The organism is Streptomyces sp. NPDC111628 (genome assembly GCF_055635195.1).
Window position 1 is genome coordinate 187596 of sequence record NZ_JBVKBZ010000001.1, and the last position, 14824, is coordinate 202419.

The 14824-nt window shown below is 74.6% G+C and carries 13 protein-coding genes and 1 pseudogene; 7 read left to right on the forward strand and 7 right to left on the reverse strand.

The features are described from left to right. Positions 1-4: 4 nt before the first annotated feature. On the reverse strand, positions 5-985 hold the full coding sequence (locus ACZ7MF_RS00955; RefSeq protein ID WP_471473735.1) for a MurR/RpiR family transcriptional regulator: 981 nt from the start codon (positions 983-985) through the stop codon (positions 5-7). Positions 986-1040: 55 nt separating this feature from the next. On the opposite strand from ACZ7MF_RS00955, the gene ACZ7MF_RS00960 reads away from it, so the two are divergent. Further along, positions 1041-1421, forward strand: coding sequence for a hypothetical protein (locus ACZ7MF_RS00960; RefSeq protein WP_471473737.1), 381 nt, complete (start codon positions 1041-1043; stop codon positions 1419-1421). Between the two features lie 10 nt (positions 1422-1431). Then, positions 1432-1731, forward strand: coding sequence for a DUF4031 domain-containing protein (locus ACZ7MF_RS00965; protein WP_471473738.1), 300 nt, complete (start codon positions 1432-1434; stop codon positions 1729-1731). Here ACZ7MF_RS00965 and ACZ7MF_RS00970 read toward each other — a convergent pair. After that, complete coding sequence (locus ACZ7MF_RS00970) at positions 1713-2864, reverse strand: GNAT family N-acetyltransferase (RefSeq protein WP_471473740.1); 1152 nt, start codon at positions 2862-2864, stop codon at positions 1713-1715. The genes ACZ7MF_RS00965 and ACZ7MF_RS00970 overlap by 19 nt on opposite strands. 10 nt (positions 2865-2874) lie before the next feature. Next, positions 2875-3597, reverse strand: a complete 723-nt coding sequence (locus ACZ7MF_RS00975) for an HD domain-containing protein (RefSeq protein WP_471473741.1) — start codon at positions 3595-3597, stop codon at positions 2875-2877. Between the two features lie 99 nt (positions 3598-3696). On the opposite strand from ACZ7MF_RS00975, the gene ACZ7MF_RS00980 reads away from it, so the two are divergent. The 3 genes and pseudogenes from ACZ7MF_RS00980 (at position 3697) to ACZ7MF_RS00990 (ending at position 5842) form a co-directional block, all read left to right on the forward strand. Continuing rightward, positions 3697-4347, forward strand: a complete 651-nt coding sequence (locus ACZ7MF_RS00980; protein ID WP_471473743.1) for a TetR/AcrR family transcriptional regulator — start codon at positions 3697-3699, stop codon at positions 4345-4347. Positions 4348-4357: 10 nt separating this feature from the next. Next, positions 4358-5068 (forward strand): annotated as a pseudogene (locus tag ACZ7MF_RS00985) (maleylpyruvate isomerase family mycothiol-dependent enzyme). A gap of 84 nt (positions 5069-5152) precedes the next feature. Further along, complete coding sequence (locus tag ACZ7MF_RS00990; protein ID WP_471473744.1) at positions 5153-5842, forward strand: copper homeostasis protein CutC; 690 nt, start codon at positions 5153-5155, stop codon at positions 5840-5842. A gap of 170 nt (positions 5843-6012) precedes the next feature. Here the strand turns inward: ACZ7MF_RS00990 and ACZ7MF_RS00995 are convergent, their stop codons facing one another. Beyond that, on the reverse strand, positions 6013-8058 hold the full coding sequence (locus ACZ7MF_RS00995) for a HelD family protein (protein WP_471473746.1): 2046 nt from the start codon (positions 8056-8058) through the stop codon (positions 6013-6015). Between the two features lie 302 nt (positions 8059-8360). On the opposite strand from ACZ7MF_RS00995, the gene ACZ7MF_RS01000 reads away from it, so the two are divergent. Beyond that, positions 8361-8546, forward strand: coding sequence for a hypothetical protein (locus ACZ7MF_RS01000; RefSeq protein WP_356863366.1), 186 nt, complete (start codon positions 8361-8363; stop codon positions 8544-8546). 3 nt (positions 8547-8549) lie between these two features. On the opposite strand, the gene ACZ7MF_RS01005 is transcribed toward ACZ7MF_RS01000, so the two are convergent. From ACZ7MF_RS01005 to ACZ7MF_RS01015, 3 genes are all read right to left on the reverse strand, one after another. Continuing rightward, positions 8550-10187 (reverse strand): DNA repair helicase XPB, encoded by a 1638-nt coding sequence (locus tag ACZ7MF_RS01005; RefSeq protein WP_471473748.1) that lies wholly within the window; start codon positions 10185-10187, stop codon positions 8550-8552. A gap of 78 nt (positions 10188-10265) precedes the next feature. Beyond that, a complete protein-coding gene (locus ACZ7MF_RS01010) occupies positions 10266-10433 on the reverse strand; it encodes a hypothetical protein (RefSeq protein WP_471473749.1) in 168 nt (55 codons plus the stop codon). 383 nt (positions 10434-10816) lie between these two features. Beyond that, positions 10817-13435, reverse strand: coding sequence for a helicase-associated domain-containing protein (locus ACZ7MF_RS01015; RefSeq protein WP_471473751.1), 2619 nt, complete (start codon positions 13433-13435; stop codon positions 10817-10819). Positions 13436-13484: 49 nt separating this feature from the next. Here ACZ7MF_RS01015 and ACZ7MF_RS01020 point away from each other — a divergent pair, with 49 nt between their 5' ends. After that, on the forward strand, positions 13485-14585 hold the full coding sequence (locus tag ACZ7MF_RS01020) for a hypothetical protein (RefSeq protein ID WP_471473752.1): 1101 nt from the start codon (positions 13485-13487) through the stop codon (positions 14583-14585). Positions 14586-14824: the final 239 nt, after the last annotated feature.

The following is a 14824-nucleotide window of genomic DNA, read 5'->3' on the forward strand; positions in this document are numbered from 1 at the left end:
ATGATCAAGCCCTACGGTCCCCCGCCCCCGCGCGGAGCGCCCCGTGCCGATGCGCCAACGCCTCGTAGGACGCCGCCAGAGCCGGCGCAGCCGACTCGTACGTCCGCTGCGCCACCCCCACGAAGAGGCAGTCCACGACCAGCAGCTGGCTGGTCCGGGACGACATGGCCGCCGGTCGCAGCTCGCTCTCCCGGGCGGTGGACGTGGTCAGTACGTGGTCGGCGTACTGGGTGACGGGACTGTCGGGGCGGCCGGTGATGGCGATGGTGGTCGCGCCCCGTTCGAAGGCGGCCCGGAGCGGTTCGATCACGTCCCCCGTGGAGCCGGAGTGCGTGATCGCCAGGGCCACGTCCCCCGCGCGCAGCTGCACCGCGTTGGTGACGGCGAGGTGCGGGTCGCCCGGGGCGTGGGCTATGAGCCCTATGCGCAGCATCTTCTGGGTGAGGTCCTGGGCGACCAGGTTGGACGCGCCGATGCCGTACACGTCGGTGCGCCGGGCGGCGGTCAGTGCGGCGACGGCCGCGCCGAGCTGGACGGTGTCCAGACCGGCGGCGGTGTCCGCGAGGGTCTGCTGCTCGTCGTAGGCCAGCTTGGCGACCACGTCGGCGATCGGGTCGTCGACCGCGATGTCGGTGGTGATGGCGGGCGCGCGGCCGGACTGCTGCTGCGCGGCGAGCCCCGCGAGCGCGAGGCGCAGGTCGCGGTAGCCGGGGTAGCCGAGCAGCCGGGCGGTGCGTACGACGGTGGCCTCGCTGGTGCCGGTCAGCTCGGCCAGGCCGGTGACCGTGAGGGCCGCGCAGCCGGCCGGGTCGCCCGCGACGGCCTCGGCGACCCGCTGCATGGAACGGGTCATCGACGGCGCCAGGGTGCGGACCTTGGCCGCGAGGGCGGCGGGCGCGGGTGGCGCGGGTGGTGCGCTCCCGCCGCCGGTGGCCCGGCGGCCCCCGGAAGCGTTCACGAAAGTTTCCTTCACTTCATCGGTCACTCATGAAAGATATTTTCGTTTCGGTCCGCGGGTCAAGAGTGCGCACAATGGGTGCATGAACCCCATCAGCCCCCTGGAGCAGGCGCTGCACGCCGCGCGCGCCCTCGTGCTCGCCGATCTGGTGACGGGCGAGGTCGCCGAACCGGACGTCGTCTCGCTGGTCGAGGAGTCCGTCGTGCAGCGGCGCTGGTGGGTCGAGCAGTGGCCCGAGGGCGTGGAGTTCGTGGCCGGGCTGGTCGCGCAGGACGTGCAGGACGCGCTCCTTGAGCGGTACGGCCGCTGGCCGCTGTGCCCGGTGTGCGGCTCCGGCGACCCGCACGCGCTGGACGTCGAGCCCGAGCTGGGTCCCGACCCGCACTGGGTGTGCGGCAAGGCGGGCGTGAAGGTCGCGGCGGTCGGCTCGCTGGGCGCGGCCAGCGGCGGAGCCCCCTCGTGAGGATTCCGCGATGACCCTCTACATCGACCCGCCGACCTGGCCGGGCCACGGCCGCCTCTGGTCCCACCTGGTGAGCGACGCCTCCTACGCCGAACTGCACGCCTTCGCCGAGGCACTGGGCGTGCCGCGCCGCGCCTTCGAGCGCGACCACTACGACCTGCCCGCCCACCGGTACGCCGACGCGGTGTCCGCCGGTGCGCTGGAGGTCAGCAGCCGCGAGGTGGTGCGGCTGCTGCACGGGGCTGGGCTGCGCCGCCGCAAGGGGGCCGCCCGTACCGCCGCCCCGGGTGCTCAGCCACGCAGCTCGTAGGCGAACTGCCCGGCGCCCTCGCCGTCCCCTCCGTCCTTGCCGTCCCCTCCGTCCTTGCCGTCCTCTCCGTCCTTGCCTGTCTCACCGGCCTGGGAGGAGTCCCCGGCGACCCGGGTGAACCCGGCGCGGACGATGACCGCCTGCGACGCCGTGTTCTCCGGATCCGTCGTCGCGCACACGGACGTCACCTCCTCGCGCGCCAGCGCCCACGCGGACAGCGCGCGCAGCGCCTCGGTCGCGTAGCCGTTGCCCCGGGCCGCCTCGGTGAGGTCGTAGCCGATCTCCACCCGGCCGTCCCGGTCCGGCGCTCCGTGGAAGCCCATGCCGCCGACGGCCCGCCCGTCCTCGCGCCGTACGAGGACGAAGACGCCCCACTCGGGCCGGTGCGCCCCCGCCTCGTACGCCTTCAGCAGCATTCCGGCGGCGTCCCGGGTGCCCTGGAAGGGCTCGCCCCCGACCCACTCGAAGCCGCCGTCGCCGCCCGCGGCGAGGTCGGTGGCGGCGGCGGGCGTGACGCCCTGGAGGGTGAGCCGTTCGGCCGGGATCACCAGGTTGTTGCGCCAGCGCCACTCGGTGACCGGCGCGCGTCCGGGCAGATCACCGCGTCCCGTGGCCCACAGCAGGGTGCGCCAGGGGTCGGTGTCGGGCCGGACGTGCGGGAAGATCCGGGCCAGGACATCCGCGCACAGCTCGGCGGGCGGCTCGTAGGCCAGCCCGAGGATCTCGGCGATGTCGTGCGTGTGCAGGAACACCTCGGCGACCCCCATCGCCGCGAAGCCCTCGCGGTCCGCGCTGCGGAAGGGGTAGGGGTGGAAGGCCCGGACCTCGCGCGGGGTGGTGCGGACCGTGGCGGCGAGCAGTGCGCCGGTCGTCTCGACCACCTGGAGCACGTCCTCGTTGCCGGTGCCCTCGTCCAGGGTGATCTCGAAGGGGACCCACGCCTCGGTGGCACGTCCGGTCAACTGGCCCGCGTAGGCGAGGAGGACGCCCGCGACGTGCTCCGCCGTGTACCGGCAGCTCCACTCCAGCCGTCCGGCCCGCGCCGACTCCCAGTCCCGGTCCGTCGCCGTCCGCAGCAGCGCGACGGCGTGCGCCACGGCCTCTTCCACCTGTTCCCCGCCCATGCTTCGCATGCCGGGCAGGCTAGACGTCCGGGGTGTCGGGGAGCGACAGCATTTCCAGCTCGCCGGTGAGGTTGTGGCGGGCGGTGGCCTCCCACTCCCGCCGTCCGCGCGGGGTGTGGAACAGGCTGGGCAGGTCGAGGAGTTGCCGCAGGATCGCGGCGCGGCCCTCGCGGAAGGCCTCGTCCGGCACGAAGTGGTACTCCTCGCGGACGGCCGCCGTGTACGCCGCGTACGCCGACGGCGGCGAGGCGAGGACCGCCAGGTCGGCGTCGCACAGCACCTGGCCGTCGCGGTCGTCGCCGGCCGGGGCGTGCGTGACGGTGAGCCGCACCAGCCGGGCCACCTCGGCGGTCTTCGCCGCCGGAACCCCGGCCTCGGGCAGTGCGCGCTCGGCCAGCCGGGCCGAGCGCTCCTCGTTCTCGGACCGGTCGGGCTGGTAGACGGCGTCGTGGAACCACGCGGCGAGGCGTACGACGGCCACGTCGTCGGCGTGCTCCGCCAGGACGTCGATGCGGTCCAGGACCGCGGTGAGGTGCGCGAGGGTGTGGTAGCGCCGCTGGGGCTCCTGCCAGCGGGCGAGCAGGTTGTCGGCGTACGGCGCGGGGTCGGGACCGGAACCGGGACCGGGACCGGGACCTGAACCGGGACCGGGACCGGGACCGGGACCGGGGGCGGGACCGGGGGCGGTGGCTCCCGCCATGGCGTGGGCGAAACGGGAGCGCAGGGCGTCGAGGTCGGCCATGGGAGCATTCTTCCAGATAATGTTCGTGATAGCTTCTAACTGGATTGCTTGCGTTCCGGCGGACGGGCCGGGCGGAACCCGAAAGGCGGCGGACGGACCATGCCGGAGGCGCGCACCAGCACCCCGCGCGAGCGGTACCGCACCCAGGTGCGCGCGGAGATCAAGGAACACGCGTGGGAGCAGATCGCCACGGCCGGAGCCTCCGCGCTCTCCCTCAACGCGATCGCCAAGCGGATGGGCATGAGCGGACCAGCGCTCTACCGCTACTTCGACGGCCGCGACGAGCTGATCACCGAACTCATCCGGGACGCCTACCGCAGCCAGGCCGACACCTTCCGGGCGGCCGCCGGGTCCGGCGCCGACCTGGCCGGTCTCGCGCACGCCCTGCGCGCCTGGGCCCTGGACGACCCGCAGCGCTACTTCCTCATCTTCGGCACCCCTGTCCCCGGCTACCGGGCGCCCGACGACATCACCGAGATCGCCGCCGAGACCATGGCGGTCATCGTCGACGCCTGTGCCGCGCTGCCGTCGCCGGAGGGCACCGACGCGGCGTTCGACGCCCACCTCGAAACCCACCGGCAGTGGGCGGGCGACCACCCGGCGCCCTCCGCCGCCCTCCACCGCGCCCTGTCCTTCTGGTCCCGGCTGCACGGTGCCCTCTCCCTGGAACTCGCCGGGCAGTTCACCGGCATGGGCTTCGACCCCGCGCTTCTCTTCGAGGCCGAACTGAAGGACCTGCTCGGCCCCTAACGTGGAGTCCATGACGACTCCCGCAGACCTGCACGACGTACGCGACCCCGAGCTGCCCGGCCGGCTGCTGATCCTCGAACGCGACGAACTGGTGCCCCTGCTGCGCTCCCGTGCGGACGCGGACTTCGCGCTGCCGGTGGTCGCGTGTCCGGGCTGGACCGTGCGCGACGTGCTGGCGCACTGCTCCAGTGCCCTGATCCGGGTGGTGGAGAAACGCTTCGAGAAGGGTGTCTTCTCACCCGAGTCCAACGACCGCGACATCGCCGAACGCGCCGACTGGAGCAACGCCCGGATCGTCGACGAACTGGAGCGCGGCATGACCGAGGCCGGAGCGGTGATCGCCCGGTCGGACGGCAGGCTGGACGCCGTGGCACTGGGCGAGTGGGTGCACGCGGGTGACGTACGGGTGACCTTCGGCGAGCCGGGCGCGTACGCGTGACGTGGACTGCCGGAGGCGCTCGCGCTGCTCGGTGCGGTCACCCGGGCGCGCGGCCACCTGCCGCTCCACGCCGACCTGGACGACCTCGACGAGCCCCTGAAACTGGGCGAGGCCAGCGGTGAGCGTCCGCCGGGCCGGTACATCGGCGACGCCGCCACCCTCGTACGGCTTTACGCGGGCCGCCCGCTGGACGGCGCGGACGGCGCGGGCGGTGTGAACGGTGCGACGGCGTACGAGCTGGCCGGGGTGGAGGCGGCGGAGCTGAACATCTTCGGCGACTGAGCGGCGGCGCGGGCACGCCGGCCTGCCCTCGGGGCGTAGTCTTGGATTGGACTAGACCTGTAGCAGGCCGACGAATGGGGTCCCATGAGCAAGCGTGCAGTCCTGGAGGTGATCGCCCTCGACGCCGAGGACGCGGTCGCCGCCCAGGCCGGAGGCGCGGATCGCCTCGAACTGGTCACCGACATGGCGGCCGACGGACTCACCCCGTCGGCCGCGACCGTCGCCGCGATCCGTGCCGCCGTCGACATCGACGTACGGGTGATGCTGCGGCTCGCGGACGGGTTCGCCGCCGGTGACGTCGAGCGGCTGACCCGCGTCGCCGCCGAGATGCGGGAGGCCGGGGCCACGCAGTTCGTGCTGGGATTCCTCGATGCGCAGGGCGACGTGGACCTCGGGACGGTGGAGCGGATCGCCGAGGTGCTGGACGGGTGCCGGTGGACGTTCCACCGCGCGATCGACCGGGCCGCGAACCGGGACGCGCTGCGCAAGCAGCTCGCGGACTTCCCGGGTCTGGACACGTACCTGACGGCCGGGGCGGCCGGGGGCGTGGACGACGGCCTGAACGTACTGCACGCGGAGGCGCGGCGGCGCGGCGAGCCGGGGTACGAGCAGCAGCTGCTGGTGGGCGGCGGACTGCGCCTCGACCACGTGCCGGGGCTGCTGGACGCGGGGATCGACGGCTTCCACATCGGCGGCGCGGCGCGGCCCGCGGGGTGGGACGGGCCGGTGTCGGCGGAGGCGGTTCTGGAGTGGCGGCGGGTGCTGGGCCAGTAGTCATGCCGCCGCCGCTGCGGGCAGTCGTGCCTCCCCCAGTGCCTGAACGGCCTGGGAGGTACCCCCAGGCGGCACGGGTGGGCGCAGCGGCACCCGGCCAGCGCCGGTCAGCATCATCCCGTACCTCAGCGCACGACTGCCCGCAGCGGCGGCGGGCGACCGCCCGCGGTTCACCCCAGCTGCGGCGGCAGCCCCGTCGCGTGGGTCACGACGAGGCCCGAGACCGCTCGGGTCAGGGCCACGTACAGGCGGCGCAGCCCCGTCCGTTCGTCCGGCTCGCCGTCGACCACGGCCTGCGGCTCGTCCAGGACCACGTAGTCGTACTCCAGGCCCTTGGCCAGCGAGGCCGGGACGAGGGTCAGGCGGGTGGCGTGGGTGGTCTCCTCGCCGGGGCCGACGTAGCCGATCCCGGCCGCACCCAGGGCCGCCGCCAGCTCCGGCACCCTCGCGTCGGCGGCGATCAGGCCGACCGAGCCCTCCCGCTCCAGCAGCTCACGGCACGCGGACACCACGTCGGCCGTTCCGCCCGGGGCCGTACGGATGTCGAAGAAGCCCGGGTTCTCGCGGATCGACGCGACCGGCGTCAGCCCCGGCGCGATGTGCGGCAGCAGCCGGGAGGCGTACGCGATGACGTCCGTCGGCACGCGGAAACCGGCCGTCAGCTCCTCGACCACCGCGTCACCCTTGCCCAGGTGCCCCAGCGCCTGAGCCCAGCTCCGGGTCGCCCACGGCGTGGTGCCCTGCGCCAGGTCGCCCAGGACGGTCGCCGAGCCGGTGGTGCAGCGCCGGCCCACCGCGCGGTACTGCATCGGGGACAGGTCCTGCGCCTCGTCGAGGACCACGTGCCCGAGGGAGTGGGTGCGCTCGATCAGGTCGGTCGCCTCGTCGATCAGCACGGCGTCGGCGGGTGACCACTTGGCGGACTTCACCGAGCGGGCCGGCTTCACCCACAGCACCGCCTTCTGCTCGTCCTCCGTGAGGACCCCTTCGGCGTGCTCGGCGAGGAAGTCCGCGTCGGCGAGGAGACGCAGGACCAGCCTGGCCGGGTCGACCTGCGGCCAGACCGACTTCACCAGCGCCTTCACGGCCGCGTTGCGCGCCACCGCGTTCTGCACCCGGTCGTCCGGCGCCTCGCCCGCCCGCTCCATCTGCACCAGCACGGCGTGCGCGATTCGCTGCGGCAGCGCCTCGCGGGCGGCGCCGTAGCGGATGTCACGGGCGAGCAGCTCGCGGACGATCTCCTCCAGCTCGTACACCGGCACCCGCCAGCGGCGCGAGCCGCGCACCACGACGACGCCCTCGGCGGGCGGGGTGACGTGCGAGTAGAGGGCCCGGCGCAGCACCTGCGCCATCCGCGCGTCGCCCTTGACCACCGCCGTCGTCGCCTCGTCCGCGCCGCGCACCTCGACGTGGGCGACCAGGTCGTCGACGGTGGCCTGGCGCACCGTCAGCTCGCCGAGCGCCGGCAGCACCTGCTCGATGTAGTGCAGGAAGGACCGGTTCGGGCCGATGACCAGCGTGCCGGTGCGGGCCAGCCGCTCGCGGTGCGCGTACAGCAGGTAGGCCACCCGGTGGAGGCCGACGGCGGTCTTGCCGGTGCCGGGACCGCCCTGCACGCAGACCGAGCCGGCCAGCCCGGCGCGCACGATCTCGTCCTGCTCGGGCTGGATGGTCGCCACGATGTCCCGCATCGGTCCGACGCGGGGCCGCTCGATCTCCTGCTGGAGCAGCTTGCTGGTGGTCGCGGCCTCGGCCGGGTCGAGCAGGTGCTCGTCCTCGTACGCGGTCAGGTCGCCGCCGGTGTAGCCGAAGCGGCGGCGCAGCGAGACGTCGTGCGGGTCCTTCTTCGAGGCCCGGTAGAACGGCTGGGAGACCGGCGCCCGCCAGTCGATCACCATCGGGTCGCCGTCCGCGTCGTGCACGTGCCGGCGGCCGACGTAGAAGCGTTCACCCTCACCGCCCTCCGCCTGCTCGGCACCCGGGGCGTGCAGGTAGTCGAGCCGGCCGAAGAAGAGCGGGGTCTCGCTGAGGTCCGCGAGCGCCTTGATGCGCTGCTCGATCTGGCTCTCCAGGACGGCGGCGTTGACCCAGTTCGCGGTCACGTCGGTGATGTCCAGGGACTCGACGTCCTCACGCATGGCGCGCAGGGCGGAGCGGGACGCGGCGAGGTGGGAGCGCTCTTTGGAGAGGGGGTCGTCGTGGACGGGCGTGGACAAGGGGGTGCCTCCGGATGACCTGTGGCGTGGTGGGCGTGGGACGCGCACGGTGGACCGACCGGTTTCCGTCCGGACGGCAGCACTCCGGTGGGGAGGCGGGCAAGAGCGGAGATTCTAGAGGAGCGGACGCGGCACGGGCCAACCGTTTTTCGCGGTCCCGGGGCCGACCCGCGGCCCGACCCCTAGGGGATCACGTCATCCGCGCTGGGGGATGCGCTCCCTCCAGGGTCGTAGCGGAGGCGGACGGGGATTGGGTCCGTAGACCGATGCCGGTCGGGGGGCGGCGGTCGCACCATGGAGACATGAGCGCAGCAACCATCTCCCCCGCCCCGGCACCGGGCCGCGCGTCCGGTGCCACGCCCGTGGCCGGCAGCCACCGGCACCGGCTCGGTGACACCCTGCGCGCCGTCAGGGTGTTCGCCGGTGCCGCTGTCGACGTGGTGATCCTCGGCGAGTACGGCGAGGAGGCCGGCGTCCGCCGCCGCTGAGCGTCAGCCGAGGACCTCGTCCGCGTCCATGATCCGGTAGGCGTAGCCCTGTTCCGCCAGGAAGCGCTGGCGGTGGGCGGCGAAGTCCTGGTCGAGGGTGTCGCGGGCGACGACCGAGTAGAAGTGCGCCTGGTGGCCGTCGGCCTTCGGCCGCAGCACCCGGCCCAGGCGCTGGGCCTCCTCCTGCCGCGAGCCGAAGGTGCCCGACACCTGGATCGCGACCGTCGCCTCCGGCAGGTCGATCGAGAAGTTGGCGACCTTCGACACGACGAGCACGCTGATCTCGCCCTGCCGGAAGGACTCGAAGAGTTTCTCCCGCTGGGCGTTGGACGTCTCGCCCTTGATGACCGGCGCCCCCAGGTGCTCGCCCAGCTCGTCGAGCTGGTCGATGTACTGGCCGATGACGAGGATCTGCTGCCCGGCGAACCGCCGCACGATCGCCTCCGTCACCTTGCGCTTGGTGTCGGTCGTCGCGCAGAAGCGGTACTTCTCCTCCGTCTCGGCGGTGGCGTACGCGAGCCGCTCGGAGTCGGTGAGATTGACCCGGACCTCCACGCAGTCGGCGGGCGCGATGTAGCCCTGCGCCTCGATCTCCTTCCACGGCGCGTCGAACCGCTTCGGCCCGATGAGGGAGAACACGTCCGACTCGCGGCCGTCCTCGCGGACGAGGGTGGCCGTCAGGCCCAGGCGGCGCCGCGCCTGGAGGTCGGCGGTGAACTTGAAGACCGGCGCCGGCAGCAGATGCACCTCGTCGTAGACGATCAGCCCCCAGTCCCGGGAGTCGAACAGCTCCAGGTGCGGGTAGACGCCCTTCCGCCGGGTCGTCAGCACCTGGTACGTGGCGATGGTGACCGGACGGATCTCCTTGCGCGTACCGCTGTACTCGCCGATCTCGTCCTCGGTCAGCGACGTCCGCCTGACCAGCTCGTGCTTCCACTGCCGGGCGGAGACGGTGTTGGTGACCAGGATCAGCGTCGTCGACCTGGCCTGCGCCATCGCGCCCGCCCCGACCAGCGTCTTGCCCGCGCCGCAGGGGAGCACGACGACGCCGCTGCCGCCGTGCCAGAAGTTCTCCACCGCCTGCTTCTGGTACGGACGCAGCGCCCAGCCGTCCTCGGCCAGCTCGATCGGGTGCGCCTCGCCGTCGACGTACCCGGCGAGGTCCTCGGCCGGCCAGCCCAGCTTGAGCAGCGTCTGCTTGATCTGCCCGCGCTCGGAGGGGTGCACCGCCACCGTGTCGGCGTCGATGCGGGTGCCGACCAGTGGCGCGATCCGCTTCGACTTCAGCACCTCTTCCAGCACCGGCCGGTCGGTGGTCGTCAGGACCAGGCCGTGCGCCGGGTGCTTGGAGAGGGTGAGGCGGCCGTAGCGGTCCATCGTCTCGGCGATGTCGACCAGCAGCGCGTGCGGCACGGGGTAGCGGCTGTACTCGACGAGCGCGTCCACGACCTGCTCGGCGTCGTGGCCCGCCGCCCGCGCGTTCCACAGGCCGAGCGGCGTCACCCGGTAGGTGTGGATGTGCTCCGGCGCCCGCTCCAGTTCCGCGAACGGCGCGATGGCCCGACGGCAGTCGCCGGCCTGCTCGTGGTCGACTTCGAGGAGCAGGGTCTTGTCGGACTGGACGATCAGCGGACCATTCACGGGCGGCACCCTTTCGCGTGCGTACGGCCGGACGACGGCTCGGCCAAACGTCAAGTGTGCCTGATCGCGGGGCCGGGCCTACCGGAGAGCGATGTTGATGTTGTTGATGAGCGGGCCCTCCAGCGCGGCGGCCTTCGGCGCGAGGGCGCCGAACAGCGCCGCGGCGGTGATCAGGGCGGCGACGGAGACGGCGACCGCGGACCGGGCGGCGGAGCGAACGGGGTCGGCAGGGATCTTGTCGGGCACGGCAGACCTTTCGAGGAGGGGACGGCGGGCCGGGCCGGGGGACTGGGGCCCGGCCCGCCGAGGGATCATCGAGGAGGCGGACGGTCAGAGGGTGAGGCCTCCGCCGAGGTCGATGCCGACCGCGGCGGCCTCCGCGGCGAACGCGGCGACCAGGGTCGCGGTGGAGGCCAGAACGGTGGCGAGACGGCGAACTGCAGTGCGCATCGGGCTCTTCCTTTCGCTTCGGTGCAGGACAACCGGTGGCTGCCCGAGCGCCACCGGCTCGATGCGGTTTATGAAAAAAGCTCCCTCTCAGGTGCGAATCACCCGGCGTGGCGTGCATGGATCACGCCGTACACCCGAAAGAGCGGCACCGTCCGCGAAGACTCCCGCCGGTCGGACCGTCAGCCCGCGTCGTCGGCCAGCTCCGCCACGCCCGTGATCCGGTGCAGCGGGTAGGTGCGCACCTCGTCCGCCGTGTGGTCGTACGCCGTGACGAAGCCGCCCTCGACCCGGATCGGCGCGATCACGCGCTGGCTGGCGGCGCCCTCGGCGTTCACGTAACCGATCCACAGCGCCTCGCCGGTCAGGACCGCCGCCTGCATGGTGGCCAGCGTCTCGGCGGCGCCCGTGCGGGGCAGCGTGCCACTCGGCGCGCCGCCCTCGTCGCCGCCCTCGCCGTCCCCGGGGCCCGGCTTGCGTGGGGTCGTGGAGGCCAGGTCACCGGCGCGCACGGCCCGGATCGCCGCCGTCAGGAGCGTGTCGTCGGGCGCCGGCGGACCGTCCGGCACCGGCTCGGGCGCCGCCCGCGGCGGGGTGCGGTGCGAGTCCGCGCGCGCGATCAGCACGTCGCCCGCGGCGGACTCGGCGGCCGGCGCGAACCCGATCGCGCGCAGCCCGTCGAGCAGCGCCGCCGGGTCGGCCTGCGCGGCCAGCACGGTGGGCGCCAGGCGGCGCAGGCCCAGACCGGCGGCCCGCTTGTCGGCGAGGATCTCGTCCAGCGTCGCGTCGTCGTCGCAGCGCACGTACGCCGAGGCCGCGCCGACCCGCAGCCGCCCGTGCCGCCGGGCCACGTCGTCGATCAGGTACGTCAGGGGCTGCGGCACCGGCGTACGGGAGTGCCGGGCGAGGAACGTGTGCAGCTCGGCGGCGCTCCGCCCGGCGTCCAGCGCACGCCGCACCGAGCCCGGCGTGAACCGGTAGACGGTCGCCCCGCCCTTGGACTCCACGTCCGCGAGCACCCCCAGCACGTCGGCAAGGCCGCGCTCCAGCGGCCCCGGCGCCACCGCCGTCAGGTCGGCCTGGAGCAGTACGTGGTCCAGCGGTTCGGGGAAGAGCGGTTCCAGCAGCCGGGCGGCGGTCGCGACGGCCGCGGCCCTTTCGGCGGGGGTCGGGGGAGCGGTCACCGGGGGCGTGCGGTGGTGGTGGACGGGGAGCTTGTCGCCCGGACCCTCGGGTTCCCCCGCCTCCTGCGCCGCCGCCGGACGGGGTGCCTCGGGGGCGCCGATCAGGGCCCGTCCCGGTGCCGCCAGCGCGCCGCGGCCGGTGACGCCCAGCAGCTCGGCCTCGGACAGCGTCCACCGGGCGATGCGGCTGCGCAGGTCGTCGTCCCGCGCCTTCCCCGGCTCCCGCTGCTCCCGTTGCTCGCGCTGCTCCCGCTGGGGGCCGCGCAGCGGGCGCTCCCAGCGCAGCCGGGCCAGCAGCGACTCCTCGACCGGCGAGGCGCCCTCGGGCAGCCCCGCGAGCAGGGCCAGCACCCGGTGCCGCACCTCCGGCGCCGCCGAACGGTCCAGGTTCGGGCCGAGCGCCGAGAGCGTGCGGTCCTTCGCGTCCCGCCCGCCGACCACGCCCGGCGTCCGGGTCGCGGTCAGCCACGTCCCCGCCAGCCGCGCCCAGCGCTCGGCGGGCGGCAGCTCGCGCCACTCGTCGTACGCCGGGGTCGCCGCGTACCGCTCCTCGGCCTCGCCGTCGGAGGCGATCAGACCGGCGCCGTAGGCCAGCTCGACCCAGAACGCGGCGACCGGCTCGGGCAGGTCCAGGGCGACCGCGGTCCGCTTCAGGTCGCGCACGCTCAGACCGCCGGCCCGCAGCACCGACGGTCCCCCCTCGTCCCACTCCTTCAGCAGCTCGTCGACGGTCGCCAGCGCCGCCAGCGCCTGACCGGCCGCGGTGGCGTCCACAACCTGTGGACGGTGCGTGGCGGCCGCCTCCACCGGCGGCGGCACCGGCTCGGGCGCGCGGTGCGCCCGGCCCGCGCGCAGGTGCAGGGCGACCTCGCGGGGCAGCACGACCGTGCCGGGCGCCGTCGGCAGCAGCAGACCGCGGTCGAGGAGCGCGCGCAGGTGCGCCGCGGGGTCGTGGGTGACCTGGCCGTACGGCGGCCCCCACACCAGCCGGTCCAGCACCTCCCGGGACTCCCCGGGCAGTCCGGCGAGGAGCGCGGCCATCCGCCGCCGGTCGGCGAACAGGCCGCCGAGCGCCAGCACGGCGGACACCGAGTCGTGGGTCGAGGGCAGGCCCACGGCGGCGAGGATCTCCTGGATCCGGCCCGGGGACATGCCCGCCGTCGCCTCCCGCACGGTCGGGCCGAGCCCCGTCGGAGACGGATGCTGCGGGGAGGGCGCGAGCAGCTCACGGGCGGTGCGCACCAGCCGCAGCCGGTCGTCGGCGCCCCACACCAGCGCCTGTTCGCGCAGCAGTGCGGCGGCCCGGGGCAGCGCGGCGGCCACGGCCGGGGCCTCCTCGTCACCGGCCATCAGGGCGAGCAGCTCGCCGTACGACGCCGGGTCCGGCGCCACGGCCAGCGCCTCGGCCGTCTGCAGCGCGAACCGGTCAAGACGCTCCAGGGCCCGCACGACGGAGGCGCGGGTCCCGGCACGGGTGGCGAGCTGGGTGAGGTCGGTCGGCACGGGAGTGATGAGGTCGGGACGGCTGCGCAGGAGGGCGGCCAGCGAGACGTCGTCCCGGACGCGGAGCGCCTCCGCGAGGGACCGGGGGGCCGCGGACTTCTCCTCGGTGCTCATCCGGTCCACGTTAGCGGGTGGGTCGGACGGCGGGGGTGCGCGTGCGCCGGTGCGGTGCCGTCGGCCGGGGCGGGGAGGATTCGGTACCTTCGTCCGACGGGGTACGACAGGGCACGACGGCGTACCACAACGCACCGCCCCGGAGGGGAACGTGGGGATCGAGAGCGACCAGGTCGTCTTCGAGTATCTGAGCCGCGTCGGCGACGTGGCCCAGCAGCGGCAGCTGCCGTCGGCCACCCGGATGCGGCTGGTGTCGGAGCTGCGCAACGAGATCGACCGGCACCGGGCGAAGACCACCGTGGACAGCCCCGCCGCGGTCCGCCGCATCCTGGACCGGCTGGGCGACCCCGACGACGTCGTCACCGCGGCCGGCGGCACGAGCGGCGTACGCGACCAGGCCCCGGCCCCCACGGCGGTGCCCGAGCAGCGGGACCCCGAGCCCCGCGACACCGGGCGGCGCAAGGGCCGCCGGAGCCCCGCATCCGAGCCACCGGCCGCGCCGCCGGCCGCCTCCCCGCCCCACCTGGCGAGCGCGCGGGAACTGGGGGACGTCGGCGAGGGGCAGCCGGACTGGTGGCGCGTCGACGACGGCCCCTTCGCCGGCGGGGGCCTCGGCGACAGCGTGCCCGGGTTCGTCGGCGGCGTCGAGATCCCGGAGCTGCTCAGGAAGCCGCCGGGCGCGGTGGACGAGGCGGGGAAGGCCGAGCCCGCCGCACCGAAGACCCCCGTGGAGGAGGAGGCCGAGGAGCCGACCGCCGGGGCCGTCGGAAAGCGGGAGGCCCGCCGCCTGCCCCGCCTGTGGCCCGAGGGCGGCTGGAACAACCCGCTCCTGCTGCTCGCCGCGGCCCTCCTGATCGTCGGCGCCGTGCTCGGCAACCTGGTCCCCCTCGGCCTGGGCTGGCTGATCGCCTACCTCTCGCGCCGGCTCACCCCGGCCCAGTCGAAGTGGGCCGTCCTGGGCCTGCCCGGCACGGTCGCCGCCGCGGGCGTCGTCTGGCTGTGGGGCCGCACCGACGGCCGCTGGGGCGACCCGGTCGCCGAGGGCCACATGAACGACGCGATCGCCGAGACCTGGCCCTGGGTCCTGCGCACCGCCGCCGTGACCACCGCCCTCTACCTCCTCTGGCGCGCCCGCCGCCCCCGCGGCTGACCGAGGGAGCCACCAGCGCCGCGGCAACGCGGTGCAGGGCCCAGCGGGCGCGACAAGCCGCCCATCCCGGGGCCCGCCCCGACCCGCGGACGCCGAGGACCGGGCTCGGCGCCTCCGCGTCCGCAGCAGATGCCCGCCCGTCCCGGGACCGCCCGACCTGGTCGGCGCTTCCGTGCCCGCAGGCGGGTGCTGGTCCCGTTCCGGGGCTGCTCGGCGTGGGTGGTGCTTCCGTGTCCACG

What these genes read in the sequence shown, in the direction of transcription:
- ACZ7MF_RS01015 (WP_471473751.1), bottom strand. Translation starts at nt 13,435, where the DNA reads ATGAGCACCGAGGAGAAGTCCGCGGCCCCCCGGTCCCTCGCGGAGGCG.
- ACZ7MF_RS00975 (WP_471473741.1), bottom strand. Translation starts at nt 3,597, where the DNA reads ATGGCCGACCTCGACGCCCTGCGCTCCCGTTTCGCCCACGCCATGGCG.
- ACZ7MF_RS00960 (WP_471473737.1), top strand. Translation starts at nt 1,041, where the DNA reads ATGAACCCCATCAGCCCCCTGGAGCAGGCGCTGCACGCCGCGCGCGCC.
- ACZ7MF_RS00965 (WP_471473738.1), top strand. Translation starts at nt 1,432, where the DNA reads ATGACCCTCTACATCGACCCGCCGACCTGGCCGGGCCACGGCCGCCTC.
- ACZ7MF_RS00990 (WP_471473744.1), top strand. Translation starts at nt 5,153, where the DNA reads ATGAGCAAGCGTGCAGTCCTGGAGGTGATCGCCCTCGACGCCGAGGAC.
- ACZ7MF_RS00970 (WP_471473740.1), bottom strand. Translation starts at nt 2,864, where the DNA reads ATGCGAAGCATGGGCGGGGAACAGGTGGAAGAGGCCGTGGCGCACGCC.
- ACZ7MF_RS00980 (WP_471473743.1), top strand. Translation starts at nt 3,697, where the DNA reads ATGCCGGAGGCGCGCACCAGCACCCCGCGCGAGCGGTACCGCACCCAG.
- ACZ7MF_RS01000 (WP_356863366.1), top strand. Translation starts at nt 8,361, where the DNA reads ATGAGCGCAGCAACCATCTCCCCCGCCCCGGCACCGGGCCGCGCGTCC.